This is a genomic window from Hymenobacter plasmatis (assembly GCF_020711255.1).
Lineage (GTDB): Bacteria > Bacteroidota > Bacteroidia > Cytophagales > Hymenobacteraceae > Hymenobacter.
Window position 1 is genome coordinate 111,588 of the sequence record NZ_JAJFAW010000001.1, and the last position, 22,620, is coordinate 134,207.

Genomic DNA, 22,620 nt, shown 5'->3' on the forward strand with positions numbered 1-22,620 from the left:
TAATAGCGAATTGCAAATATTTCCAGTAAAAAAATTATTATAATTCTGGGTAAAGCCCAAATTGTACAGTGGGCGAATCAAAGTTCACAAATGAAAAATCCGCCCCACAGCAAGTGAGACGGCTTTTGTGCAGCATTTGAACCTGGCTTGTGGTTCAGCTTGCGAGGCGGCTGGTAGCGGAAGCATCAGCGTACCGTTCTGCTTATACCGAGCGGCCTAACCGTTCCTGCTGCCGGAAAAGCAGGTAGGAATAGAGGTAGCAAAATGCCGCGGTGCCCAGTATCAGGCCCAGCATCGCCTTGTCTACCCAGGCCAGGGGTAGCACCAGGGCCAGGGCCGCCATGAGCAGCCCAGCCAGGCAGAAGAGAATGCCGCCCACGCGGTGCGTGCGGGCCCAGACGGAAGAACTTTCCAGCGTCCAGGGTGTGCGGATGCCCACAAAATAGTTGGGCTGCACCGTGGTGAGGTAGTTGCCCAGCAAGGTGAAAAACAGCCCAATAATAACCACCAGCCCCCGGCCCGACAGGGCACCGGGGTGCAGGGATACGTAGATGCAATAGCAGGCCAGCCCACTGATGAGCCCCACGATGGCCAGGCGCAGCTTCTGGAAATTGGCGGTGTCGGTGGCAATGCGGTGCTTGGGGTCGAGGCGCGGCAGCATGCTAAGCAGCACGGCCAAGCCCAGCGGCAAAGCCAGGGTAAGCAGCCAGAGGTGCTCGCGGCCGGTGTAGCCGTTGGGCTGGCCATCGAGCCCAAAGTGCGTGGGCACCTGGGCCGGCAGCGCCGCCCAAGCATACGCAAGGTAGGCGGTGGGCAAGACCAACGCCAGCAAAGTGAGCAGTTGCCAGAGAAGCAGGTTCTTTTTCATGGAAACGTTGGAATTTATGCGAAAGGTGAGAACACAGCTCAGGATTTGAACTGGTAAAGCCAGCCCAACAGCTCGTCAAACACGGTCATGTTGAGGGTGTAGACCACGAACTGGCCTTGCTTCTGGCTGGTCACCAGCTCGGCTTGGCGTAGCAGGTCGAGGTGGTGGCTGATGGTGGGGGCGGAGAACTGGAACTGCTCGGCAATGGCGCCTGCCGTGGCCGGCCCGTTGCGCAGCCTCTCCAGAATAGCCCGCCGGGTAGGGTCGTTCAGGGCTTTGAAGAGGGCATTCATGGCTGTGTTTCAATGTTTAGGCAAATGTCTAAATAAAACGCGAATAAAAAAGCGCGGCTCCCGCAAAAGGAGCCGCGCCACTAAAATAATTTTACAACGTCGCGGAGCAAAGGCGCTAAGCCGGTTGCTCCATTTTGGGTTCGGCCGCAGTTTCGGGCCGGCGCATCCAGCCCATGCCGCAGCGCTGCTGCATTTGCAGGCGGAATTTTTCGCGCTCTTCGGGGCTCAGGTTTTCGAGGCGGCCGGCCATGCGCTGCTGCCAGGCCTTGCGCCGCTGCGCCCAGGCACCGGGCCGTCCGCCTCCCCGGAAGCCGCCGAACAGAATGCGGCTCAGCACCAGCAGGCCCACCGTTTGGCCCAGGCCGATGGCCGGGCCGTGGAACAGCTCTGGCACCAGCCAGTTCCAGAGGTACTGCGTCAGGAATACGGCAGCAGTAAGAAACAGCGCCGCGAAGAGGAAAATGCGGAGGCCGCGGAGCAGCCAGAATTTACGGTCCATGATAAGTAGTGGTTCGTTGTTAGTTGTCTGTTGTTAGCTGCAGTTATATAGTTTTCAGGAAATTATATACAAGCCTGACAACGAGCAACTGACAACCAAGAATTAATCGGTGAATAACTCGGTGTACAGTTTTTGCAGGCGTTTGCGCAGGTGCAGCACGGCGTAGTGCTTGCGCGAAATCAGGGTTTTGAGCGGTACGCCCGTTTCTTCCTCCATTTCCCGGAAGGTCTTGTCCTCTAGCTCGTGCCACACAAATACCTGGCGCTGGGCGGCCGGCAGCTCGGCCAGCGCATCGGTGAGAGCGTCCATGAGGGTTTCGCGCAGCAGCCGGTTTTCGGGCGAGTCGTCGGGAGCGGGCAGCAGGTCGGCCAGCAGAAGGCCTTCGCCGTCGTCGGAGGCTTCGGCCGCACCGAAGGCCGCCTCCAGGCTCACGGGGCGCTTGCGGCGGTACAGGTCGGTGATGCGGTTGCGGGCCACCCGAAAGAGCCAGGCCGCGGCCTGCTCCACGGGCTTGAGCAAGCGGTAGCTTTCCACGAGCTCGGCAAAGACGTCCTGCAGGAGGTCTTCGGCCTCGGCTTCGTCGGGGATGCGGCGCCGGATGAACTGCAGCAGCCGCGGCCGCTGCTGTCGCACGGCGTCGGCAATCTGGCGGTCTTGCTGCGAGGCCGACATCGGGGCGAGGGAGGAGGGGAGCGAAAGTGCCATGGTTTCCATTCTGAACAAGCAGACGCTGGCCCCCCGAAATTACTTTAACTTTTTGTCGCCCGGACTTATTAGTCCGTCATGCTCATCTGGCGTCCGCGCAGCCGAAGCATCTCGCGTGCTTCAACTAAACAATATAGCTGCACCGATTAGATTACTGCCACAAGCGAGATGCTTCGGCTGCGCGGACGCCAGATGAGCATGACGGTCCTATTGTTGAGGATGCCACACGCAAAATCACCCCGAATTTTCCATTTTTCAAGGATACCTTTGCCGGCCGGCCGGCTGCACTGTTCTATCGCCGGCCCTTTCGCATGGACCAAACCGTTTCCCAGACCATACCCGAAGTTATCCGCACCGTTCCGCTGCAGTACTACGTCTTTTTCGCCTCGGCTTTGTTTGCCATCGGCGTGACGGGAGTGCTGGTGCGGCGCAACGCCATCATTATTTTCATGTGCGTGGAGCTGATGCTCAACGCCGTGAACATTCTGCTCACGGCCTTCTCGGCCTACCGCGCCGACCCCAACGGGCAGATTTTCGTGTTTTTCATCATGGCCGTGGCCGCCGCCGAAGTCTCCGTGGGCCTGGGCATCATCGTCATGATTTACCGCAACTTCCAGACCACCGACGTCAACCTGCTCAGCCGGTTGAAGTGGTAGAAGGGTGCCATTTGTCATCCTGAGCATTCTGCGAATCAAGCAGAGACGAAGGACCTTATCATCCCTGCGCATTTCGGGCACTAAATTTTGATGAAGGCAGCCGTGATAAGTTGCTTCCTTCGTCAGCATGACAACGATTAAACACAATGCAAGAAACCGTTATCCCTGGCGCCACCGCCCCTTATTCTACGTTTCTCTACGTCCTGATTCCGCTGCTGCCCTTCCTGGGCTTTTTGCTGAACGGCCTGCTCAACCGGAAGCTTTCCGGCACCGTGGCCGGCCTCATTGGCAGCGCCACCGTGCTGGGTTCCTTCCTCATCTCGCTGATGCTGTTCCTGAACTTTCAGTACCAGTACACCGTGGAGCTGTTCGACTGGATTACGGTGGGCTCGCTGCAAATCCCCTTCAGCTACCAGATAGACCAGCTCAGCCTCATCATGCTGCTGCTCGTGACGGGCGTGGGCTTCCTCATTCACGTGTACAGCATCGGCTACATGCACCACGACGAGAACGTGGGCAAGTTCTTTAGCTTCCTGAACCTGTTCATCTTCAGCATGCTGCTGCTGGTGCTGGGCGCCAACTTCGTCATCCTCTTCATCGGCTGGGAGGGCGTAGGCTTGTGTTCCTACCTGCTCATCGGCTTCTGGAACAAGAACACCGCGTTCAACAACGCCGCCAAGAAAGCCTTCATCATCAACCGCATCGGTGACTTGGGCTTCCTGCTCGGCATCTTCCTTATCTACCTCACCTTCAACTCGGTGCAGTACGCAGAGGTGTTCCAGAAGGCGAGCCTGGGCCAGTTCGGTACTTATGGAGTAGGCATCTGCACGGCCATCACGCTGTTACTCTTTGTAGGCGCGATGGGCAAATCAGCTCAATTGCCGCTCTACACCTGGCTGCCCGATGCCATGGCCGGCCCCACGCCGGTATCGGCGCTTATCCACGCCGCAACCATGGTTACGGCCGGTATCTACATGGTGCTGCGGGCCAACGTCTTGTTCACGCTCTCACCCGATACCCTGCAGGTAGTGGCCATTGTGGGTGCGGCTACTGCGTTATTTGCCGCCACCATCGGCTTGGCTCAGAACGACATTAAGAAGGTGCTGGCCTACTCCACGGTTTCGCAGTTGGGCTACATGTTCCTGGCCCTGGGCGTGATGGGGTATTCCACGGCCCTGTTCCACGTGCTTACCCACGCGTTTTTCAAGGCGCTGATGTTCCTCGGCGCCGGCTCCGTGATTCACGCCATGAGCAACGAGCAGGACCTGCGCCGCATGGGCGGCCTGCGCAAGGCGCTGCCCATTACCTTCCTGACCTTCCTTATCGGCTGCCTGGCCATCTCGGGCATTCCGCCGTTCTCGGGCTTCTTCTCGAAAGATGAAATCTTGAGCCACGCCTTCGAGCACAACAAGGTGCTGTGGGTCATGGGCTTGCTCACGGCCTTCCTCACGGCGTTCTACATGTTCCGCCTGCTGTTCCTGGCCTTCTTCGGCGAGTTCCGCGGCACCGAGGAGCAGAAGCACCACCTGCACGAGTCGCCGGCGTCGATGACGCTGCCGCTCATTATTCTGGCTATTCTGGCAGCCGTGGGCGGCTTTATGGGCGCGCCTATGTTCACCGGCGGGCACCACTACCTGGCCGAGTACCTGGCCCCGATTTTCACTTACTCGCAACGCCTGATGCCGGCCGCGTTCAACACCGAGCCCGACCACAACACCGAGCTGATGCTCATGGGCCTGTCGGTGGCGGCTGGCCTGCTGGGCATCATCCTGGCGTATGTGCAGTACGTGGTGCGCGCCCAGCGCCCGGCCGCCGACGAGGCCCAGCGCTCGGCGCCCGAAAGCCTGGTGTACCACAAGTACTACATCGACGAGCTGTACAATACGCTGTTTACCCGGCCCGTTATGGCGCTGTCTACCGGCTTGTATAAGTTCGTGGAAAACGGCATCATCAATCCCGTGGTCGGCGGGTTTGGGCGCGCGGTGAACGGCGGCGGTCAGTTGCTGCGCTACGTGCAAACCGGCGCTGTGGAAACCTATTTGATTCTGATGGTAATCGGCATTGTCCTGATTTTGGGGCTAAACTTCGGGCGGTTCTAACGCCCCGGTCTCTTCCGCTTCCCATGGACAAAAGCCACCCGCAAAAGCAGGTGGCTTTTGTGCTTAAAAGGCAGGGAATTAAAGCAGATAAAATGGCCTAGTAGCGGGCCGTAGCGGGGCCAAAATCCTGCTAAGCCGATGCCGGGCCCAAGCCCGACGCATGCGGGCAAGGGTATTTCATTTTCAATATGTTCGGTGGTGGGGCTGGCGCCCGGAAGGCATTCGGGTAGCAACTTTTTTGGGTAGAAAGGGTATACCAGAATATCTGCCATTGGCTGGAAAGCGAATGGTGGAATACTCCCTCTTTCACACCCCATTATTATGCACCTAAAACCTCAACTCCTGCGCGGCCTCGCGCTGGGTGCGGTCTTGCTCGGCGTAGCTGCCCCGCACACGCAGGCCCAGACCCCCGATAGAAAAACAGCCCTCAGCGCCAACATTGGTTTGCTGCAGTACCACGGCAACATGGGCTCGGATTTTTGGAACCGCTCCGGCGTTGACCTCGAGGTTGGCGGCGGCGGTGCCATTTCCCGCTACCTCTCGCCTTCCTGGGACGCGGCCCTGCTGGGCTACTACGAAACGTACAAATTCAGCAGCCAGGTACGCGCCGGCGATAACTTCGAAGCGCGCGTGGGCATGGTTGACCTGGGCTTCAAGCTGAAGCTCAACAACGGCAAGATTCTCAAAGAAGAATCCCGGATTCAGCCTTACCTGATGGCGGGCCCGGGCATGTTCCTCTCCAACACCTCGGGCCGGGCCAATGGCAAGGATTTCGGTGTCACCCAGATTCGCCGCCCCGAGCTGTTTGGCTTGGCCGGCATTCGCATCCGCCTCAGCGATGTGGTGTCGTTGGACCTGACCACCAGCCAGCACTACCCACTCACCGAACGCGTGGATAACCTGTACGGCAGCCCCGATGACAAGCTATATGACCGGTTCCTGCTGCACCAGGCTGGTATTACCGTAGCCCTGGGCCAGGCCAAGGATGAGGATGGCGACGGTGTGTCTGACAAAAAAGACAAGTGCCCCGGCACCCCCAAAGGCGTAGCCGTAGACCCCAATGGCTGCCCGCTCGATAAAGACGGCGACGGTGTGCCCGACTACCAGGATAAGTGCCCCGACGTGAAAGGCGTAGCTGCTCTGCAGGGCTGCCCCGACCGCGACGGCGACGGCGTGACCGATGCCGACGACAAGTGCCCCGACACCCCCGGCAAGGCTGAGCTGCAAGGCTGCCCCGACGCCGACAACGACGGCGTAATTGACCAGAACGACAAGTGCCCCGACACCCCCGCCGGTGTGAAAGTAGACGCCAACGGCTGCCCCCTTGACCGCGACGGCGACGGTGTGCCCGACTACCAGGACCGCTGCCCCGACCGTGCCGGCCCCGCCTCCAACAAAGGCTGCCCCGAGGTGAAAGCTGAGACCAAGAAGCGCCTGAAAGAGGCCACGAAGTTTATCAACTTCGAGTTCAACAAGGCCGTGCTGCTGCCCAGCTCGTACCCCACGTTGAAGGACCTGGCCGCCATCATGGCCGAGTACCCCGACTACACCATGAGCATCTCGGGCCATACCGACAGCAAAGGCAGCGACGACTACAACCTGCGTCTGTCTTACGACCGTGCCGCTTCGGCCCGGGCGTACATGTTGAGCCAAGGTGTTCCGACTGACCGGATTGAATCGCGTGGCTACGGCGAAACCAAGCCCATTGCCGACAACGCTACCAAAGCCGGCCAGGCTCTGAACCGCCGCGTCGAGTTTGACCTCTACCTCACCGGCGACCCCAACGCCGCCGAAGTGAAGTACGGCCCAGCTCCGACCATCTCGGAACTGCAGAAAACGCCCGCTGGTCGGCCCACGGCCGGCAAGGCTCCCGTGAAAAAGGCACCTGCCAAGAAAGCTCCAGCCAAAAAGGCTCCCGTGAAGCGTAAGTAAGCCGCCCGCGCGGCAAGCGCTAAAGTGAAAAAGGCCCGCTCGATGAGAGCGGGCCTTTTTGCGTTTGGAGGAGAACAAAGATTAAGAAGTTGAGCCAGTTAGCAAGTCGAATTAGCTCAACATTACATGCTTATACAAGGGCCAGCATTTGCCGGGCGTTGCCAATGGCCGAGGCGTCGATGTCGTTGTTGAAGTAGACGTAGGCTTCCTGCACCCCGGCCTGGTCCTGAATCGCGCTAGTGATGCGCCGCAGAAAACCCTCGTCGTAGGGCGAACGGTAGAGGTCGGGCACGCCGTGGAAGCGGTAGTAGAGCACGGGCGCGGTGGCCACCACGGCATCGGGCAGCTGCGGGTGGCTCTGGCCGCAAAAGATGACCTTGCGGCGGACCAACTCCTCGTGCACTTCCGGCCGCCACCAGCTGGGGTGACGGAACTCCAACACATTCAGAAAGGAAGGGTCGAGGCAGTCGAGGATGCGGGCCAGGCGGTCGGGGTCGTAAGCCAGCCGGGGCGGCAGCTGGAAAAGGATGGGGCCCAGCTTTTCGAGCAGGCCGCGGCCGGTGGTGTCGTAGAAGTCGCCGAGCTGCTGCTTTACGTTGTTGAACTGCTTGTAGTGCGTGATGAGCTGCGGCACTTTCACGGCAAAGCGGAAGTCGGCCGGGCTCTGCGCGTACCAGTTCTCCAGAAACGACAGCTTCGGAAACCGGTAAAAAGTCACGTTCAGCTCCAGGGTGCGAAAGTGCTGGCTGTAGTATTCAAACCACAGCCGCATGGGCATTTTTTCGGGGTAGAAAGCGCCGCGCCAGTGGCGGTAGTGGTAGCCAGAGCAGCCGATGTGAAAGGTCGTCATGGTATTTACGAACGGAGGAAACGCTAGTTCGTTGGGCTGGTAGGCGTGCGGTTTTTCGTGAGAGAACTATTTGCCAATGCTATCCGGCCGGGTCACGATGGATTTCTTCTTGAAAAAATCAGCGTAAGCCAGGTTCGACCAATCGGTTGGGTTGGTGGTGATGTCGCTGAACAGCAGCGTGAGCGGCGGGTCGGTGAGCGGCGCCACCGTGGGTTGAGCCAGCGGCGTAGTCTGCAAAAACCGATAGCGGGCCGTGAGCTCGGCATCGTAGCGGGCAGCCGCGCCCGAGAGCAGGTCGCGGTAGGCCGTGAAGGAGTTGTTGGTGCTCAGGCGGTAGCCCGGCAGTAGGCGGTGGTTGTAGTCGTTGAGAAAGGTGATGGGCAGCCACGCCAGCAGCGTCCAGCGAACGAAGGCGGGCAGGCGCAGGGGAGCCGTCGTGGCATGGGGCCGCTGCCCGAAGTAAGCTATCCAAGCGTAAGCGGCTAGCATCCAGCTGCCAATAAAGCAGATGTAGAGCAAATCGAGGGCGCGGGGCGGCGCGAGTGCCCCGGTAGCCCATAAGCTCGGAAACAAGCCTGCCGCCAGAAAGGCGGGCACCAGCAGCGTCAGTAGCAGTGGGTGCCGCACCAAATGGTTGAGGGGCAAGGCCGGCAGCTTGGCCAGCCGGGCAAATACCGGAACCAGCAAGAGCGTCACCACAACCAGCAGGCCGTTGCCCAGCCAGACCACCAGGCAATAGACAGTGAATTCGATAACTCCCAGGATAGCTTTCAGTATGCCCGGCGACGCAGAGTGCTCGACGGCCATGCGCCCCGCATTGCCGGGGGCCAAAAAAGACACCGCACAGCCCGCACTCACCGCCAGCACCACCGCCAGCCCCACCAGTCGCCGCTGCCGCCAAGACTCTACCGCAGCACCCGCCCAGACTGTGAGCAGGACAGGCAGCGCAAGGGGTTCATTGCAGCCCACGGCCAGGAGCAGCAGCGCGGCAGTAGCCAGCAGCGGCCAGCGCCGGGCCGGCTGAGGCTGGGCCGTATGGGTAGCCAGGATGGCCAGCGCCAACAGCAGCAAGATGGCGGGCAGCAAGTAGTTGTAGCTGGCCGTGAGCCAGTAAAAGTATTCGGCCGTGTTGGGCAGGTAATAAACAAGGAGCAGAAAAGCGCCCGCGCCCGCCTGCCACAGCTGCCGGGGGGTAAAGCCCGCGCCGCGCAGCAACACGCGAAGCAGCAGCACTAGTGCCACCAGCAACAGCAGCATCAGCAGCGCGCACACCAGCCCGTACCCGGCCTTGGTCTGGCCGTACGAAACCGGGTTTAGGAAACTCCAGCCAACCATGGCGGTGTAGCGCCCGGTCCAGTTCAGGTACATGTATTTGAAGTACCCCAGGTGCCCGTGCTTGCTCACGTCGGTGGCCTGCAGAAAGTCGTCGGCCGAAGGGTGCGCGTACCAGCACAGCAAAAAGAAAGGCAGGATGCCCAGCCAGATGGCCCAGCCTCCCAGCTGCCATAGCACTGGCCGAAAGCGCGCAAGCCCTTGCAGTAAATATGATTCCATAGCGCGGGTAGACAAATAGAAAAGGGCACCGAGCAGGCGCCGTGGGGAATTTATTCGCGTGCAAACATGGAATCTATTTATTCAGCATTACTAATAGTCAGGTGAAAAAGCAGCGAATACCCCGCGGGTAAGCATGGCGCGGGCGCTTGCTTGCTCGGAGTTCAGCTCAGATATTAAGTAGTAGCAAGAGTTGCCCTACTGTGTGGGCACCGGCGCCGAAAGCAGCTGCTGCATTTGCCGAGCATTCTCCACGCCCACGGCCCCGATGCCGTTGTTGAAGTACAGGTACACTTCCTTCACGTGCTTGGCCGCGGTGATTTCATCGGCAATGCGCGCCAGAAACTCGGGGCTGTACGGCGATTTGTAGAGTTCCGGCACGCCGTGAAAGCGGTAGTACACCACGTCGGTATTGGCCACCACTTCGTCCGGGAGTTCCAGGGGAGGGGGGTAGCTCTGGCCCACAAACGTGACGCGGTGTTTGGTGAGGGTGCGCTGTGATTCGGCGTCCCACCAGCTGGGGTGGCGGAACTCGACCACGTTTTGGAAGGCCGGGTCGAGGCTGTCGAGCAGGCGCTGCATCAGCTCTTCGGTGTACGCGGCTTTGGGGGGCAGCTGGAAGAGCACGGGGCCCAGCTTCTCGCGAAGGCCTTCGGCCACGGTGGCGTAGAAGCTGGCCAGAATCGGCTGGGCTTCATCGTTAAACTTCTTGTAGTGCGTGACCTGGCGCGGCGCCTTCACGGCAAACCGGAAGTCCGGCGGACTCTGGGTATACCAGGTTTCGAAGGCCTTCAATTCGGGCATCCGGTAAAAAGTCACGTTCAGCTCCAGCGTGTTGAACTGCGTGCAGTAATATTCGAACCACTTGCGCGGCGGCAGGCCTTCGGGGTAAAACACGCCTTTCCAGTCGCGGAAGGAAAAGCCAGAACAGCCGATGTAATAGGTGGCGGGCATGGGAAATGAGCGGTAAGAAAGGAGTAATCTCTACGCTAAAAGGATTCCGGTGGCTGGAGTCAGCTCGTGGAAATGGGGATTTTTACTACGGTGGCCCAACTTCAATGCCCGTCGCAAAAATCAGCCTGTGCTTGCATCCAGTATTTGCGATGACGGCATGAAGCTCTGCAGATTGCCTAAACTTTATACCCGCCGCACCAGCGCCGCATGTTACCTTTCGACTACGGTATCATGCCGATATGTTTTTCTTTTCATTGCCGCGTATGAAAAAACTGCTTCTTTCCGTCACGCTTCTGCTTGCCACCATCGCGGGAGCCCAAGCCCAGGAATTCAAATACCAGACACCGCCCAAAGCCATTCAGGACATCCTGCTGGCGCCGCCCACGCCGCGCGTGTCGCTGTCGTCCGACGGCCGCGTGCTGGCGCTGCTGCCGGTGCAGGACTTCCCCACCGTGGCCGAATTGGCTCAACCCGAGCTGCGTCTCGCCGGCCTGCGCCTAAACCCCCGCACCAACGGCCAAAGCCGGGTGAGCTACGCCGTGGGCATCAAGCTCAAGACCTTGTCCAACGGCGCCGAAGTTGAGGTGAAAGGCCTGCCGGCCCAGGCCCGCATCAGCGGCCTGAGCTGGTCGCCCGATAACAAAACCATGGCCTTTGCGCTCACCACGCCCGGCTCCGGTACCGACGGCCGCGTGGAGCTGTGGGTGGCCGACGTGGCCAGCGCCACTGCCCGCCGCCTGCTGGCCACGCCCCTCAACGATTCTTTCGGCAACGCCTTCGAGTGGGTTTCGGATAGCAAGACCCTTATAGCCTGCACCGTGCCCGCGGGCCGAGGCGCCGCTCCCGCCGCCGATGCCGCGCCTACCGGCCCGGCCGTGCAGGAGAGCGGCGGTGGCAAGAAAACTGCCGCGCCCACCTACCAGGATTTGATGAAAAGCCCCACCGACGAGCGGCTGTTCGACTACTACGCCACCTCGCAGCTGGTGAAGGTGAGCCTGGCCGATGGCGCAGCCCAACCCCTGGGCCAGCCCGGCGTGATTCAAAGTGCGTCACCCTCGCCCGATGGCAAGTACGTGCTGGTACGCACCCGCCACCGCCCGTATTCCTACACGCTGCCCATCAATAGGTTCCCGCAGCGCCTCGACGTGCTGGACTTGGCCAGCGGCGCCCCGGTAAAAACCGTGGCCGACCTGCCCCTGGCCGATGCCGTGCCCATTTACAACGATGCTGCGCCCACCGGCCCGCGCGGCCACGCGTGGCGTGCCGATGTGCCGGCCACCATCTACTACGTCGAAGCCCAGGACGGCGGCAATCCCAAAACGAAAGCCGACATCCGCGACAAGCTGTTCACCATCGAAGCGCCGTTCACGGGGGCGCCCCAAGAGCTGGCGGCCCTGCCGCTGCGCTTTGGTGGCCTGAGCTGGGGCAATGGCCAGCTGGCCTTGGTGGACGGCTACCGATGGGCTGACCGCCACCAGACCACCTGGCAGCTCAACCCAAGCAAGCCGGCCGCTCCGCTCACCGTGCTGTTCGATGGCTCGTCGGAGGATAAGTACAAGGACCCCGGCACGCCCTATGAGCACCGCAATGTTCAAGGCAAGTCGGTGCTGCTCACGGGTGGGCCCATGGGCCAAAGCATTTACTTGCTGGGCACCGGGGCCTCGCCCGAAGGCGACCGGCCTTTTGTGGACGAGCTGGACTTAATCTCCAAGAAAACGACCCGCTGGTGGCGGTCGCAGGCGCCGGTGTACGAAGTTCCGGTGGCCATCATCGACGCCAGCGGCAAGAAGCGCCAGCTGCTCACCCGCCGCGAGTCGCTCACCCAATCGCCGAACTACTACCTGCGCGACGCCACCAAGAAAGACAAGCTCACGGCCGTCACCAAATTCCCGAACCCCTACGCGGCGTTCGGCGGCAGCTTCCCCAAGCAGGTATTGAAATACAAGCGCGCCGACGGCGTGGACTTAACTGCTAACCTCTACCTGCCCCCCAACTACAAGAAAAGCGACGGTCCCCTGCCCACGTTCATGTCGGCCTATCCCTTGGAATTCAAGGATAAAAGCACGGCCGGGCAAGTGACTGGCTCCCCCTACGCCTTTACGCGCATAGGTGGCGGCTCGCCTGTTTTTTGGGTCACCCAAGGCTATGCCGTACTAGAAAATGTCAGCGTTCCGATAGTAGGAGAGGGCAGCAAAGACCCCAACGATACCTACATCGAGCAGCTGGTGAGCAGCGCCAAAGCGGCCATCGACGAAGGCGCCCGCCTGGGCGTGGTTGACCCCGGCCGCGTGGGCGTAATGGGCCACAGCTACGGCGCCTTCATGACGGCGAACCTGCTGACGCACTCCAACCTGTTTAAGGCCGGCATTGCCCGCAGCGGCGCCTACAACCGCACTCTCACGCCCTACGGCTTCCAGGGCGAAGAGCGGAGCTACTGGCAGGCGCCGGAGGTGTACAACGCCATGTCGCCGTTCAACTACGCCGATAAAATCAAGACGCCCATTCTGCTCATTCACGGCGAGGCCGACAACAACACCGGCACCTATCCCATCCAGAGCGAGCGGTACTACGCCGCCCTGAAAGGCCAGGGCGCCACCGCCCGCTACGTGGTGCTGCCCGCCGAAGCCCACGGCTACGCCGCCCGCGAAAACCTGCTCCACGTGTTGTGGGAAACGAATGCGTGGCTGGAGAAGTACGTGAAGGCTCCTGCGCCCCAGCCCGCTAACTAAGCTGAGCGGCGTTCGAAGTTGATGGTCGTTTTTTAGCTCAACTTTTCAAAAAGCCCGGTACTACTGTGCAGTACGCCGGGCTTTTTGCTATGAGCCATGTGGTCAGTTTGGTGTATCAGTAATAACAGCTTTTAAGTGAACTTGATGCAGTGGTTAGCTCCCCATCAAATCCTGCCAAGCAGAAGGCTCTGTTTCTAACTTTCTTTGGGCCATGCTCATGCCACACATGCTACCCTATTGCCTCCTAGGCTTGGTATCTGCCGCCACCGTTTCCACCCTTCCCTTGCGTGCCCATTCTGGACAGTCCCCTCGGCAAGCCGCACCGGCAGCGATGCGGCCGCAGTTCCTTATAGGAGACACCGTCTACGTATCCGCCAGCGTCCTAAACGTGCGAGGACGCCCGCACGCCGACGGGCCCGGGAACCCCAAACTTTACGTGGGTCGCAATGCCATGGGGACTATCGTCGCGTTGCCCAACCGCAACTGGGCCCTGGTGCTGTTCATGAGCGAAGACGTGGGCATAGAAGGCTATGTATCGCAGTGGTACCTCGCCAAAGAGAAACCAAAAGCAGGCAAGTAATAGGCTCGTTTTGCTTTTCGGACCATCCTTTTCCTGGGCGACATCTGGAAGCCGAGCACCCAATGGGACTCGCGCTACCTCTGGATGCCGCTCGAAATCGGCGACGGCCAGCTTCGCTTGCCCGCGCCCCGGCCCTTCACGCTGAATGTGAAAACGGGCGAAACGACTTTTCCGGCGCAGCCCTAGCAACCGCGTTTTACGTCGTTTTCGACCTATTCATTGTGCTGATTCTGTGGGGCCCCCACTGGCGGACATAGTGAGCAAACAGGTCCTCCTGATAGGGGCTCATAAACAAGGAGTCAGACTCTCTGGCACACTTGCCGTCTAAAAAACCTCACTTTTAGCGTCCCGGCTTCTACTAGCCTGGCATATTCATTCCAGAAGGTGCATAAGCACCCCGGCTTCTCCGCATCTTCGGGCAGGAATTAGCTTTGCCCCCTTGCTGTGGCAACGCCCGGCGCCGCTCCACTACCTACTTGATTATGCAAGACGCTATTCTAGAACTCGTTCGGCAAGCGCACGCCCTGACGGAGTCCGCGGCGGTTGCGACCAGCGACCCCACAACGCGCAAGCAACTCGTGCTGGCCGATTTGTCCCTGCACCTCGTGCAGGCCGCGCTGCGCCAGGAGCAGCCGGCGCCCGCAGAGTTGAAGCGGTATCTGTTTAGCATCCTCACCGTGTGTGATGGCTTTGTGGCGGACCTCGACCTCAAGGCGATGGCGAATGTGGTGCTGCCGCTGCCGGCCGAACAGGTACCGCTCTTGGTGCCGCAGGAAGCGTCCAACATCGGCAAAGAGTAAGTGCTGAGCAGTCCTTTTACTTTGCCCGAAAGAAGCATCGGTAGATTTTCCGAGGGCAGCTTCTTGCTTGTAAGCGTGCTCCAACCCTTGTAAAGCTGTTCCTTCTTTTGCTATTCGGACTGTTTTTCTGAACTAAGGATGACATTTGCCTTGCTCCACTTTAGCACTGCCACCTACGGTTTTTTTTCGTGAAAACAACTCCTGCGCGGCTCGTTTGTCTTCTCCTATCCGGAGTGCTTGCCGCTTGCGGCCTCTTGGGGGCTGGGTCGCACGTGTACTGCGAATCCGTGGTGGTGGCCTATCCCAGCGATGGCATTATTCAACGGCTTACGGCACTTAAGGCCACGGGCCGCTTTGATGATAATCGCTCGTTTCCGGACGGACCGGGCGATGAACAGCATGCGCCCCACTACTTTTATTTCTATGACCTGGAGCACCAGTTTTTAGTGTTTCTGGATGTGCCCCGCCACACGCCCACGCACACGGACGTGCACATAAACGCCATTAAGGACTTTAAAGCGAGTAGCGAATGGCATGGCTTTAATAAGGACGTAACGGAAGCGAAGAAAGCGGAGGTCTTGGCGTGGTTTGAACAGGTCATTCGGCCGACCTTGGCGTGCGGGGCCTTGCCATGGAAGCCGAAAAGGGACGCCGTTTCGAAATACTAAAATCCTCACTTTCCTGACCTGCTGACTCATATTCAGTAATTGAGCTACTGAAGTGACTTACGGTCCAGATGGAATTCAAAAAACTGGTTCACCAAATCAAAGTATAGAAAACGCGTTCGGACATGATTTTCATGAGCTCCATTACAAGGTTGTATGATTGACAAAATAGCCTGGCTGCACCTGCACAACGGCCAGCTGCTGAGCACCCGCAGCCGCGGCAAAAACCGCTACTACATCCCCGGCGGCAAGCGCGAGGCCGGCGAGACCGACGAGCAAACCCTGCTTCGCGAAATCAAGGAAGAGCTGACGGTGGACCTCGACCCGGCCAGTTTGGTGTACGTGGGCACCTTCACCGCACCGGCGCACGGCCACCCCGAGGGTATTTTGGTGCAAATGACCTGCTACAGTGCCCGCTACACCGGCCATTTGCAGCCCGCGGCCGAAATCGAAGAAGTGGTGTGGCTCAATTACCGGCACCGGCCCGAGGTTTCGGCCGTAGACCAGCTAATTTTTGACTGGCTCAAGGAGCAGGAACTGCTGGCGGAATAGCCGGCACAGGCAAAGAATATTGCGCCGGGGCCGTATACATAAGTTGCCGGTGCTTATTCCGCCTTTATATCCTTCCAACCATGGCCCTGATTAAGTCCAAAACGCGTAAAGCCATTCTCAAAGAGGTAAAACGGCTGATTATCAAGCACGGGACAGAAGTGGCGGTGGGCCTGCTTTCGGGGCTGATAACGAAGATTTTTGCCGATGCCGTGGAGGAAACCGACAAGCCTAAGAAAAAGAAGGCAAAAAAGTAAGACTTCTTTATTGAGCTGAAATGCACCGGTGTTGATAGCCACTACGGTTCCTGCACAGGGAAGGAGCGGGCGGCCCGGCTTACTGCTGGTAGTAGCGCTTGGAGGTTTTGGTGATGTTCCAGTACTGCAGCATCTTGCCGTCGAGCTCGGATTTGTGGTAGTCGGTGAGGGGTTGCCAGTCCAGCATGGTGCACGTGGCCGGCAGGCGCACGATGGGGTCCGGCGACTTGGACAACTGGGCAAACAGGCTCCGCTCGCAGTCGTTGGAGGTGCCTAGCTTGCGCAGGTCGGCAAAGGTGAAGAGCGCCAGGCAGGCTACTACCGCTGCAGCATACCGCCGCCGGGCTGGGGTGGGCAGGTGCGTGAGCAGGAAGTAGGCCGACAGGGCAAACCCGCCAATCAGGCCGAGCGTGATGGGCAGGATGCTGTCGTGCCGCACAATGTATTCGCGGTAGGAGCGGTAGCCGCCCAGGGGCAGCAGCAGCAGGTACGCCACCGCAAACCAGCCCAACCACTTGAGCACGGCCAGCACCCGGCCGCTCGGTACGGCCTGCCGCCGCAGCAGGAAGGCGTTGAGCAGCAGCAGGCCCAGCAGCACTGGCAGGCCCACATCCTCGGTCAGCTCGTAGTAGATGCCCAGCGGCAGCCGCGCATAGCGCTCGGCCAGCGGCATGCTGGCCCACTGGCTCTCAGAGTTATTCAGCCCAATAAACATCGAGTACAAGCTCAGGGCGCTGAACAGCCCAAACGGCACGAGCAAGGCCGGCGGTAGCTGGGCGAGGGCGCGCACCGCCCGATTCAGCACCGGTTCCAGGGCCGGGCGCGCGGCAAAGGCCCGGTACCAGCACCCGAGCAGCGCCACAGGGCACACCAGGAGCACCGTGGCCGGCACGGTGGGGCCGTTGAACGCCAGCACCACGGCCAGCCCAATCAGCCCAGCATAGCCGGCCCACGACACCTGCAGCGGGGTGCCGTGCACTGCCGCCCGCAGATACGGCAGGAAAAACAGCAGCAGCAAGCTCAGCGGCAGCGCGTAGAAGGCGACGTAGGTAATGGACCAGTCCACCACGCCCATCTGGTAGTTGTAGCCGCCTGTTTGCAGCAGGGGCGCTACCAGCGCAGCCGCCAGCAAAAACCGCCGGCTCAACAGGTGGCGGCTGTTGCTGATGGCCACGGCCAGCACGTACACCACGAGGGCGTGCACGGCGATTTTCAACAGCGCACAGGCCACGTACAGGCTGTCGACGGGGCTCAGCAGCTGCTGCAGCCACAGTGGCACGTGCCGGAAGTATTCGTACAAAAAGAAGTGGGTGAAAAACCGATTGGGCGCCGAGTAATGCTCGTGGTGCAGCAGCACGCGCAGGCCAAACGGGTCGTGCAGCACACGCCGGTACGCCTCGTCGGGCCACACGATGGGCGCCAGGTCGCCGTCGAGCGGAAACTGCAGGTACTGCCAAAACGAATGCCCCAGGTCGGCCAGCAGGAACAGGAGCAGCAGGTAATGCCAGTTTCGTTTCAGCACTTAGCAGGGGCTTGGTAGAGGGTGGGAGAGAGGCAGCAGCCAGCTCAATTTTGAGGCGAAACTACGGCAATACAGTTGAGCTGGGGCATGGCATGGGCGCGGGCAGAGACCGAAGCAACGCCAGTTTTCTGCCGTCGAGCTTGGTCAGTTTGTGCTGGTTGCAACGCCGGCGGTGGTGTATCTTGCCCTACACAATCGAGTGTGGACAGGGCTGAAAAGACCGCAACCCGCTTCCTCACCCGCTTTTGCATCCTCCCATTTACCCTAAAATTCCCCTTATGAGAAGCCTTTATGCCTCGTTGGCGGCGGTGCTGCTGAGCTCGCAAGCGTTTGCCCAGGCCCCCATCAAAACGTTGCCGTACCCGCAGACCAAAAAGGTCGACACCGTGACGACTTACTTCGGGACCAAGGTAGCCGACCCGTTCCGCTGGCTGGAAAACGACCAGGCCCCCGACACCAAAAACTGGGTGCAGGAAGAAAACAAGGTGACCCAGAATTACCTGGCCCAGATTCCCTTCCGCGATGCCGTGCGCAAGCGCCTCGAAACGCTGTGGAACTACGAGAAATTCGGCGCCCCTTTTAAGGAAGGCAAGTACACGTACTTCTCGAAAAACACGGGCCTGCAAAGCCAGTCGGTGGTGTACCGGCAGGTGGGCGCCACGGGCACCCCGGAGGTGTTCCTCGACCCCAATACCTTTTCCAAGGACGGCACCACATCGCTGGCCGGCCTGAACTTCACCAAAGACGGCAGCCTGGCTGCCTACCTGATTTCGGAAGGCGGCTCCGACTGGCGCAAGGTGATTGTGCTGCGCACCGCCGACAAGTCCATTGTGGGCGATACGCTCAAGGATGTGAAGTTCTCGGGCACCGCGTGGAAGGGCAACGACGGCTTCTACTACAGCAGCTACGACAAGCCCAAATCCGGCAGCCAGCTGGTCGGCAAGACCCAGATTCACAAACTGATGTACCACAAGCTGGGTACGCCGCAAAGCACCGATAAACTGGTGTTTGGCGGCGAGAAAACGCCCCGCCGCTATATCAACGGCTCCGTGACGGAAGACCAGCGCTTCCTGGTTATCTCGGCTCGCAACACCACGACCGGCAACGAGCTGTACATCCAGGATTTGAGCAAGCCCAACAGCCCCATTGTGACGGTGGTCGACAATGAGAAGACCAACAACGATGTGGTTGACAACGTGGGCAGCAAGCTCTACATTTTCACCAACCTCAACGCGCCCAACAACCGCGTGGTGACCGTGGACGCCGCCAACCCCAAGCCCGCCAGCTGGAAAACCCTGATTCCGGAAACCAAGAACGTGCTGGAAGTGAGCACCGCCGGCGGCAAAATATTTGCCCAGTACCTCAAAGACGCCACTTCGCTGATTGAGCAGTACGATATGGCCGGCAAGAAGGAGCGGGACATTGCCCTGCCCGCGCTGGGCACGGCCAGCGGCTTCAACGGCAAGAAGGAAGAGAAGGAAACCTACTACACCTTCACGTCCTACATCTACCCGCCCACCATTTTCAAGTACGACATTGCCAGCGGCAAATCCACGGTGTGGAAGAAGGCCGGCGTGCAGTTCGACCCCACCAAGTTCGAGTCGAAGCAGGTGTTTTATAATTCCAAAGACGGCACCCGCATCCCGATGATTATCACCTACAAAAAAGGGATGGTGCTGAACGGCAAAAACCCCACGCTGCTGTATGCCTACGGCGGGTTCAATATCTCCATGACCCCCGGCTTTAGCCCCGCCAACATCGTGCTGCTGGAGAACGGCGGCATCTACGCCGTGCCCAACCTCCGCGGCGGCGGCGAGTACGGCGAAAAGTGGCACCTGGCTGGCACCAAGCTGCAAAAGCAGAACGTGTTCGACGACTTCATTGCCGCCGCCGAGTACCTCAAAGCCAACAAATACACCGACACCGACCACCTGGCCCTCTCGGGCGGCTCCAACGGCGGGCTGCTGGTGGGTGCTACCATGGCCCAGCGCCCCGACCTCGCCAAAGTGGCGTTCCCCGCCGTGGGCGTAATGGACATGCTGCGCTACAACCAGTTCACGGCCGGCGCCGGCTGGGCCTTCGACTACGGCACCGCCCAGGATTCCAAGGAGATGTTTGAGTACCTCTACAAGTACTCGCCCTACCACGCCCTGAAGCCCGCCAGCTACCCCGCCACCATGGTCACCACCGCCGACCACGACGACCGGGTAGTGCCCGCGCACTCCTTCAAATTCGCCTCGCGCCTGCAGGAAGCCCAGAAAGGCGACGCGCCGGTGCTCATCCGGGTTGAAACCAAAGCCGGCCACGGCGCCGGGCGCTCCACCGCCCAGGTAATCAGCGAGCTGACGGACAAATGGAGCTTCATGTTCCAGAACATGGGCGTGACGCCGTATCAGAACAACTAACCTCTCCCGCGGAGAAGGGTAATTGTCATTGCGAGCGCAGCGAAGCAATCCGTCCTGGTCTCAGCGACCAGCCCAATAATGTGAAAAGCCCCGGCTCTACTGCAGAGTCGGGGCTTTTTAATAGGGCTTGTCACATCATCAAGGGTTTGTCGCTGAGACCAGGACGGATTGCCGCGTTCCGCTGCGCTGCGCTCGCAATGACAGGCGGCGCTAGGCTCCTCTCTCCGCGAGAGAGGGGCCGTGCCCGGCAGGGGTGAGGTGCCGCGGCTCGCTATCCAATGCGTCAATTTTGGCCCGGTAAGCGGGCGGCAGAATGGCCGCCCGCATCCAGCGGCCCAGCGCCAGCTGCTGGGTGCGGCGGTACACCGGCAGCACCGGCCGCACCCACGAGATAGTGCCCAACTGCAGCAGCCCGCGCACGGTGCCGGGCACCACCAGGCGCTGGGCGTGGCGCAGCAGCCAGTAGCGGAAGGGGCCCAGGTGCTTGCGGTATTGCTGGTAAAGGTCGGCGGTGAAGCGGCTGTAGTCCAGGTCGGCGGCCAGGTGCTGCTGGCGCACCGGCAGCCACTCGGCGTAGCTGGCCGGCAGGTCGCGGATGCCCATGCGCTGGCCCACGCGGGCAAACACGTCGAATATCTCCTCTTTTTCGGCGAGGGTGAGCGGCCGCTCCAGCGTTTCGAACGCGCGGATGGAGTAATCGATGAGCAGAAACAGCACGTCGCGGTAGGCCCAGTCCGGGATGGCCATGCCGCGCTTGGCTTCCACGGCCGCGTGGATGGCCGCAATGGAATCGATGGCGCGCTCGGCGTCGGCTTGCCTGGAGTACAGGATTTTGCGGGCGTACTCCACCGTCGAAAACAGGCGGGCGAGCGGGTCGGCGGGCAGGCGGCCGGTGAAGTATAGCCAGTCCACGGCCTTGTTGAGGGCAAACTCGGCCGCGGCTCCCGCAAAAATGAACAGCACGGTATCGGCCTTGCCCCAGATGGCGCGGACCACCGAATCTTTTGCAACGAAATAAGCCATGACGAAAAAACGGAAAAATTGAGCTAAAAGCTCCTGGCCCAACGCTGCTGGTACCCGCTTGGTGCAGCGCCTGCGCCGGCTCTATGGGGGTGCCGCCGTATACGCAGGCGCCAAGCCCCCGTAAAAGTGGCGCCTGGCGGCCCGACGTCCGTTCTATTAACCCCTTTCTGGCCTATGCTTACTCCTTTTGTCGAGCAGTTTTTCCGCAACCCCGCCACGGTGGGCTCGCTGGTGCCCAGTTCCCGCGAGCTTTCCGACAAGGTGATGGAGCCCATCGATTTCACCACCGCCCGCTGCATTGTGGAGTACGGGCCCGGCACGGGCGTCTTCACCGATGTCATCATCCAGCGCCGCAAAGCCGAAACCGTGGTGGTGCTCGTGGAGCTGAACCGGCGCTTTGCCAAGCTGCTGCGGGAGCGCTACGCCGGCCAGCCCAACGTGCACATCATCCACGGCTCGGCCGATAAAACCGGCCAGTACCTGCAGGAGCTGGGCGCGCCGGCGGCCGAGTACGTGGTGTGCGGCCTGCCGTTTTCGTCGTTGCCGCGGCGGCAGGGCTGGCGCATCCTCGAGCACACCCGCAACTTGCTCCGGCCCACCGGGAAGCTGATTTTGTTTCAGTATTCGCTCCAGAACAAGCGGCTGTTTGCGAAATTCTTTCGCCTGCTAGACCATGCTTACGTGCTGCTGAACCTGCCGCCCGCGCACGTGCTGGTGTACGCACCCGCCCCGGAGGAGGTGTAATCCCTCAGGACAGCGCCTGCGGGGGCGGCGAGCCCGCCGGGCGCGACTTATCCTCCGGCAGCGGCACAAACACGGCGTTGTCGTTCGGCGGCAGGGCAATGCGGCCGGCCTTCCAGTCGGCTTTGGCCTGGTCGATGCGCTCGCGGCGCGACGACACGAAATTCCACCAGATAAACCGCTCGCCCAGCGGCTCGCCGCCCAGCAGCATCAGCGTGCTGGGCTCGCGGGCCACCAGCACCGGGTCGAGGCCGGATGTGAACACCAGCAGCTGGCCCGGGGTGTAGAGGCGGCCGTTTACTTCCACGCTGCCTTTGGCCACGTAGGCGCCGCGCTCGGGGTAGCCACGGGGCAGGCCAAAGCGGGCGCCGGCCTGCAGCACCACGTGCAGGTAAAACAGGGGCGAATGCGTTTTGACCTCGTTGCGCAAGCCAAAGGCATCGCCCGCAATCAGGCGCATCCACACGCCTTGGTCGGTGAAAATGGGCAGCTCCTGGGGCTGGTAGTTGGCGAAGGTGGGCGCCTGTTCTTCGGCGGCTTCGGGCAGGGCCACCCAGGTCTGAATCATTTCGAGGGCGCCGCCCGCCAGCGCGCCCGGGTCCTCAAACCGCTCGGAGTGGGCAATGCCGCTGCCGGCCGTCATCCAGTTGACCTCGCCCGGCCGGATAATCTGCTCCACGCCGAGGCTGTCGCGGTGGGTGACCTGGCCGCCAAATAGATAGCTCACCGTGCTTAGCCCAATGTGGGGATGGGGCAGCACGTCAAACCTCGGCAGCTGCTCGGGCGGCACGTGCACGGGGCCGGCGTGGTCCATGAAAATAAACGGCCCCAGCATGCGCCGCAGCCGGTAGGGCAGAATCCGCTTCACATCAAACCCCGGCATAATGGCGGCGGGGCGGGCATCGATGACAAGGTCGAGCATGGCAGGAGCACAGGTGAAAA

The 22,620-nt window shown here is 60.6% G+C and carries 21 protein-coding genes; 11 read left to right on the top strand and 10 right to left on the bottom strand.

All coding sequences use genetic code 11. The features are described 5' to 3' along the window. Positions 1–202: 202 nt before the first annotated feature. The 4 genes from LJ738_RS00475 to LJ738_RS00490 all read right to left on the bottom strand — a co-directional run bounded on the left by LJ738_RS00475 (position 203) and on the right by LJ738_RS00490 (position 2,365). Positions 203–868: an SdpI family protein gene (locus tag LJ738_RS00475; protein WP_227784366.1), complete on the bottom strand. Its 666-nt coding sequence runs from the start codon at positions 866–868 to the stop codon at positions 203–205. Positions 869–906: 38 nt separating this feature from the next. After that, entirely contained in the window at positions 907–1,161 is a 255-nt protein-coding gene (locus LJ738_RS00480) for an autorepressor SdpR family transcription factor (RefSeq protein WP_068188771.1), read from the bottom strand. Positions 1,162–1,276: 115 nt separating this feature from the next. Then, complete coding sequence (locus LJ738_RS00485; RefSeq protein WP_227784367.1) at positions 1,277–1,660, bottom strand: hypothetical protein; 384 nt, start codon at positions 1,658–1,660, stop codon at positions 1,277–1,279. A gap of 102 nt (positions 1,661–1,762) precedes the next feature. After that, positions 1,763–2,365 carry an RNA polymerase sigma factor gene (locus LJ738_RS00490; RefSeq protein WP_227784368.1) on the bottom strand — a complete coding sequence of 201 codons (603 nt, stop codon included), beginning with the start codon at positions 2,363–2,365 and terminating at the stop codon, positions 1,763–1,765. A gap of 311 nt (positions 2,366–2,676) precedes the next feature. Between LJ738_RS00490 and nuoK the strand changes: the two genes are divergently transcribed. The 3 genes from nuoK (at position 2,677) to LJ738_RS21410 (ending at position 7,052) form a co-directional block, all read left to right on the top strand. After that, a complete protein-coding gene (gene nuoK, locus LJ738_RS00495; protein WP_227784369.1) occupies positions 2,677–3,021 on the top strand; it encodes an NADH-quinone oxidoreductase subunit NuoK in 345 nt (114 codons plus the stop codon). Between the two features lie 146 nt (positions 3,022–3,167). Further along, the gene (gene nuoL / locus LJ738_RS00500; RefSeq protein WP_227784370.1) at positions 3,168–5,120 is read left to right on the top strand and encodes an NADH-quinone oxidoreductase subunit L; all 1,953 of its coding nucleotides are present in this window, start codon (positions 3,168–3,170) and stop codon (positions 5,118–5,120) included. A 321-nt stretch (positions 5,121–5,441) separates the two neighbouring features. After that, the gene (locus tag LJ738_RS21410) at positions 5,442–7,052 is read left to right on the top strand and encodes an OmpA family protein (protein WP_302716152.1); all 1,611 of its coding nucleotides are present in this window, start codon (positions 5,442–5,444) and stop codon (positions 7,050–7,052) included. A 130-nt stretch (positions 7,053–7,182) separates the two neighbouring features. Here the strand turns inward: LJ738_RS21410 and LJ738_RS00520 are convergent, their stop codons facing one another. The 3 genes from LJ738_RS00520 to LJ738_RS00530 all read right to left on the bottom strand — a co-directional run bounded on the left by LJ738_RS00520 (position 7,183) and on the right by LJ738_RS00530 (position 10,407). Then, positions 7,183–7,902 carry a DUF72 domain-containing protein gene (locus LJ738_RS00520; RefSeq protein WP_227784371.1) on the bottom strand — a complete coding sequence of 240 codons (720 nt, stop codon included), beginning with the start codon at positions 7,900–7,902 and terminating at the stop codon, positions 7,183–7,185. A gap of 66 nt (positions 7,903–7,968) precedes the next feature. Then, entirely contained in the window at positions 7,969–9,456 is a 1,488-nt protein-coding gene (locus LJ738_RS00525) for a DUF6056 family protein (RefSeq protein ID WP_227784372.1), read from the bottom strand. Between the two features lie 195 nt (positions 9,457–9,651). Next, entirely contained in the window at positions 9,652–10,407 is a 756-nt protein-coding gene (locus LJ738_RS00530; protein ID WP_227784373.1) for a DUF72 domain-containing protein, read from the bottom strand. A gap of 263 nt (positions 10,408–10,670) precedes the next feature. Between LJ738_RS00530 and LJ738_RS00535 the strand changes: the two genes are divergently transcribed. The 6 genes from LJ738_RS00535 (at position 10,671) to LJ738_RS00555 (ending at position 15,987) form a co-directional block, all read left to right on the top strand. Then, on the top strand, positions 10,671–13,136 hold the full coding sequence (locus tag LJ738_RS00535; RefSeq protein ID WP_227784374.1) for an alpha/beta hydrolase family protein: 2,466 nt from the start codon (positions 10,671–10,673) through the stop codon (positions 13,134–13,136). A gap of 451 nt (positions 13,137–13,587) precedes the next feature. Then, positions 13,588–13,716, top strand: coding sequence for a hypothetical protein (locus LJ738_RS21200; RefSeq protein WP_262907529.1), 129 nt, complete (start codon positions 13,588–13,590; stop codon positions 13,714–13,716). A 482-nt stretch (positions 13,717–14,198) separates the two neighbouring features. Beyond that, positions 14,199–14,516 (top strand): hypothetical protein, encoded by a 318-nt coding sequence (locus tag LJ738_RS00540; protein WP_227784375.1) that lies wholly within the window; start codon positions 14,199–14,201, stop codon positions 14,514–14,516. Positions 14,517–14,704: 188 nt separating this feature from the next. Continuing rightward, entirely contained in the window at positions 14,705–15,184 is a 480-nt protein-coding gene (locus tag LJ738_RS00545) for a hypothetical protein (RefSeq protein WP_227784376.1), read from the top strand. A gap of 153 nt (positions 15,185–15,337) precedes the next feature. After that, on the top strand, positions 15,338–15,733 hold the full coding sequence (locus tag LJ738_RS00550; RefSeq protein WP_227784377.1) for an NUDIX hydrolase: 396 nt from the start codon (positions 15,338–15,340) through the stop codon (positions 15,731–15,733). Positions 15,734–15,813: 80 nt separating this feature from the next. Next, positions 15,814–15,987 (top strand): hypothetical protein, encoded by a 174-nt coding sequence (locus tag LJ738_RS00555; protein WP_227784378.1) that lies wholly within the window; start codon positions 15,814–15,816, stop codon positions 15,985–15,987. A 79-nt stretch (positions 15,988–16,066) separates the two neighbouring features. Here LJ738_RS00555 and LJ738_RS00560 read toward each other — a convergent pair whose 3' ends face one another. Then, entirely contained in the window at positions 16,067–17,509 is a 1,443-nt protein-coding gene (locus tag LJ738_RS00560; protein ID WP_227784379.1) for a hypothetical protein, read from the bottom strand. Positions 17,510–17,787: 278 nt separating this feature from the next. Here LJ738_RS00560 and LJ738_RS00565 point away from each other — a divergent pair, with 278 nt between their 5' ends. Then, on the top strand, positions 17,788–19,914 hold the full coding sequence (locus LJ738_RS00565) for a prolyl oligopeptidase family serine peptidase (RefSeq protein WP_227784380.1): 2,127 nt from the start codon (positions 17,788–17,790) through the stop codon (positions 19,912–19,914). Between the two features lie 210 nt (positions 19,915–20,124). On the opposite strand, the gene LJ738_RS00570 is transcribed toward LJ738_RS00565, so the two are convergent. Next, on the bottom strand, positions 20,125–20,937 hold the full coding sequence (locus LJ738_RS00570; RefSeq protein ID WP_227784381.1) for an oxygenase MpaB family protein: 813 nt from the start codon (positions 20,935–20,937) through the stop codon (positions 20,125–20,127). A 174-nt stretch (positions 20,938–21,111) separates the two neighbouring features. Here LJ738_RS00570 and LJ738_RS00575 point away from each other — a divergent pair, with 174 nt between their 5' ends. Then, positions 21,112–21,681 carry a class I SAM-dependent methyltransferase gene (locus tag LJ738_RS00575; protein ID WP_227784382.1) on the top strand — a complete coding sequence of 190 codons (570 nt, stop codon included), beginning with the start codon at positions 21,112–21,114 and terminating at the stop codon, positions 21,679–21,681. A gap of 4 nt (positions 21,682–21,685) precedes the next feature. Here LJ738_RS00575 and LJ738_RS00580 read toward each other — a convergent pair whose 3' ends face one another. Continuing rightward, complete coding sequence (locus LJ738_RS00580) at positions 21,686–22,600, bottom strand: pirin family protein (protein WP_227784383.1); 915 nt, start codon at positions 22,598–22,600, stop codon at positions 21,686–21,688. Positions 22,601–22,620: the final 20 nt, after the last annotated feature.

What these genes read in the sequence shown, in the direction of transcription:
- LJ738_RS00475 (WP_227784366.1), bottom strand. Translation starts at nt 868, where the DNA reads ATGAAAAAGAACCTGCTTCTCTGGCAACTGCTCACTTTGCTGGCGTTG.
- LJ738_RS00480 (WP_068188771.1), bottom strand. Translation starts at nt 1,161, where the DNA reads ATGAATGCCCTCTTCAAAGCCCTGAACGACCCTACCCGGCGGGCTATT.
- LJ738_RS00485 (WP_227784367.1), bottom strand. Translation starts at nt 1,660, where the DNA reads ATGGACCGTAAATTCTGGCTGCTCCGCGGCCTCCGCATTTTCCTCTTC.
- LJ738_RS00490 (WP_227784368.1), bottom strand. Translation starts at nt 2,365, where the DNA reads ATGGCACTTTCGCTCCCCTCCTCCCTCGCCCCGATGTCGGCCTCGCAG.
- nuoK (WP_227784369.1), top strand. Translation starts at nt 2,677, where the DNA reads ATGGACCAAACCGTTTCCCAGACCATACCCGAAGTTATCCGCACCGTT.
- nuoL (WP_227784370.1), top strand. Translation starts at nt 3,168, where the DNA reads ATGCAAGAAACCGTTATCCCTGGCGCCACCGCCCCTTATTCTACGTTT.
- LJ738_RS21410 (WP_302716152.1), top strand. Translation starts at nt 5,442, where the DNA reads ATGCACCTAAAACCTCAACTCCTGCGCGGCCTCGCGCTGGGTGCGGTC.
- LJ738_RS00520 (WP_227784371.1), bottom strand. Translation starts at nt 7,902, where the DNA reads ATGACGACCTTTCACATCGGCTGCTCTGGCTACCACTACCGCCACTGG.
- LJ738_RS00525 (WP_227784372.1), bottom strand. Translation starts at nt 9,456, where the DNA reads ATGGAATCATATTTACTGCAAGGGCTTGCGCGCTTTCGGCCAGTGCTA.
- LJ738_RS00530 (WP_227784373.1), bottom strand. Translation starts at nt 10,407, where the DNA reads ATGCCCGCCACCTATTACATCGGCTGTTCTGGCTTTTCCTTCCGCGAC.
- LJ738_RS00535 (WP_227784374.1), top strand. Translation starts at nt 10,671, where the DNA reads ATGAAAAAACTGCTTCTTTCCGTCACGCTTCTGCTTGCCACCATCGCG.
- LJ738_RS21200 (WP_262907529.1), top strand. Translation starts at nt 13,588, where the DNA reads ATGGGGACTATCGTCGCGTTGCCCAACCGCAACTGGGCCCTGGTGCTG.
- LJ738_RS00540 (WP_227784375.1), top strand. Translation starts at nt 14,199, where the DNA reads ATGCAAGACGCTATTCTAGAACTCGTTCGGCAAGCGCACGCCCTGACG.
- LJ738_RS00550 (WP_227784377.1), top strand. Translation starts at nt 15,338, where the DNA reads ATGATTGACAAAATAGCCTGGCTGCACCTGCACAACGGCCAGCTGCTG.
- LJ738_RS00555 (WP_227784378.1), top strand. Translation starts at nt 15,814, where the DNA reads ATGGCCCTGATTAAGTCCAAAACGCGTAAAGCCATTCTCAAAGAGGTA.
- LJ738_RS00565 (WP_227784380.1), top strand. Translation starts at nt 17,788, where the DNA reads ATGAGAAGCCTTTATGCCTCGTTGGCGGCGGTGCTGCTGAGCTCGCAA.
- LJ738_RS00570 (WP_227784381.1), bottom strand. Translation starts at nt 20,937, where the DNA reads ATGGCTTATTTCGTTGCAAAAGATTCGGTGGTCCGCGCCATCTGGGGC.
- LJ738_RS00575 (WP_227784382.1), top strand. Translation starts at nt 21,112, where the DNA reads ATGCTTACTCCTTTTGTCGAGCAGTTTTTCCGCAACCCCGCCACGGTG.
- LJ738_RS00580 (WP_227784383.1), bottom strand. Translation starts at nt 22,600, where the DNA reads ATGCTCGACCTTGTCATCGATGCCCGCCCCGCCGCCATTATGCCGGGG.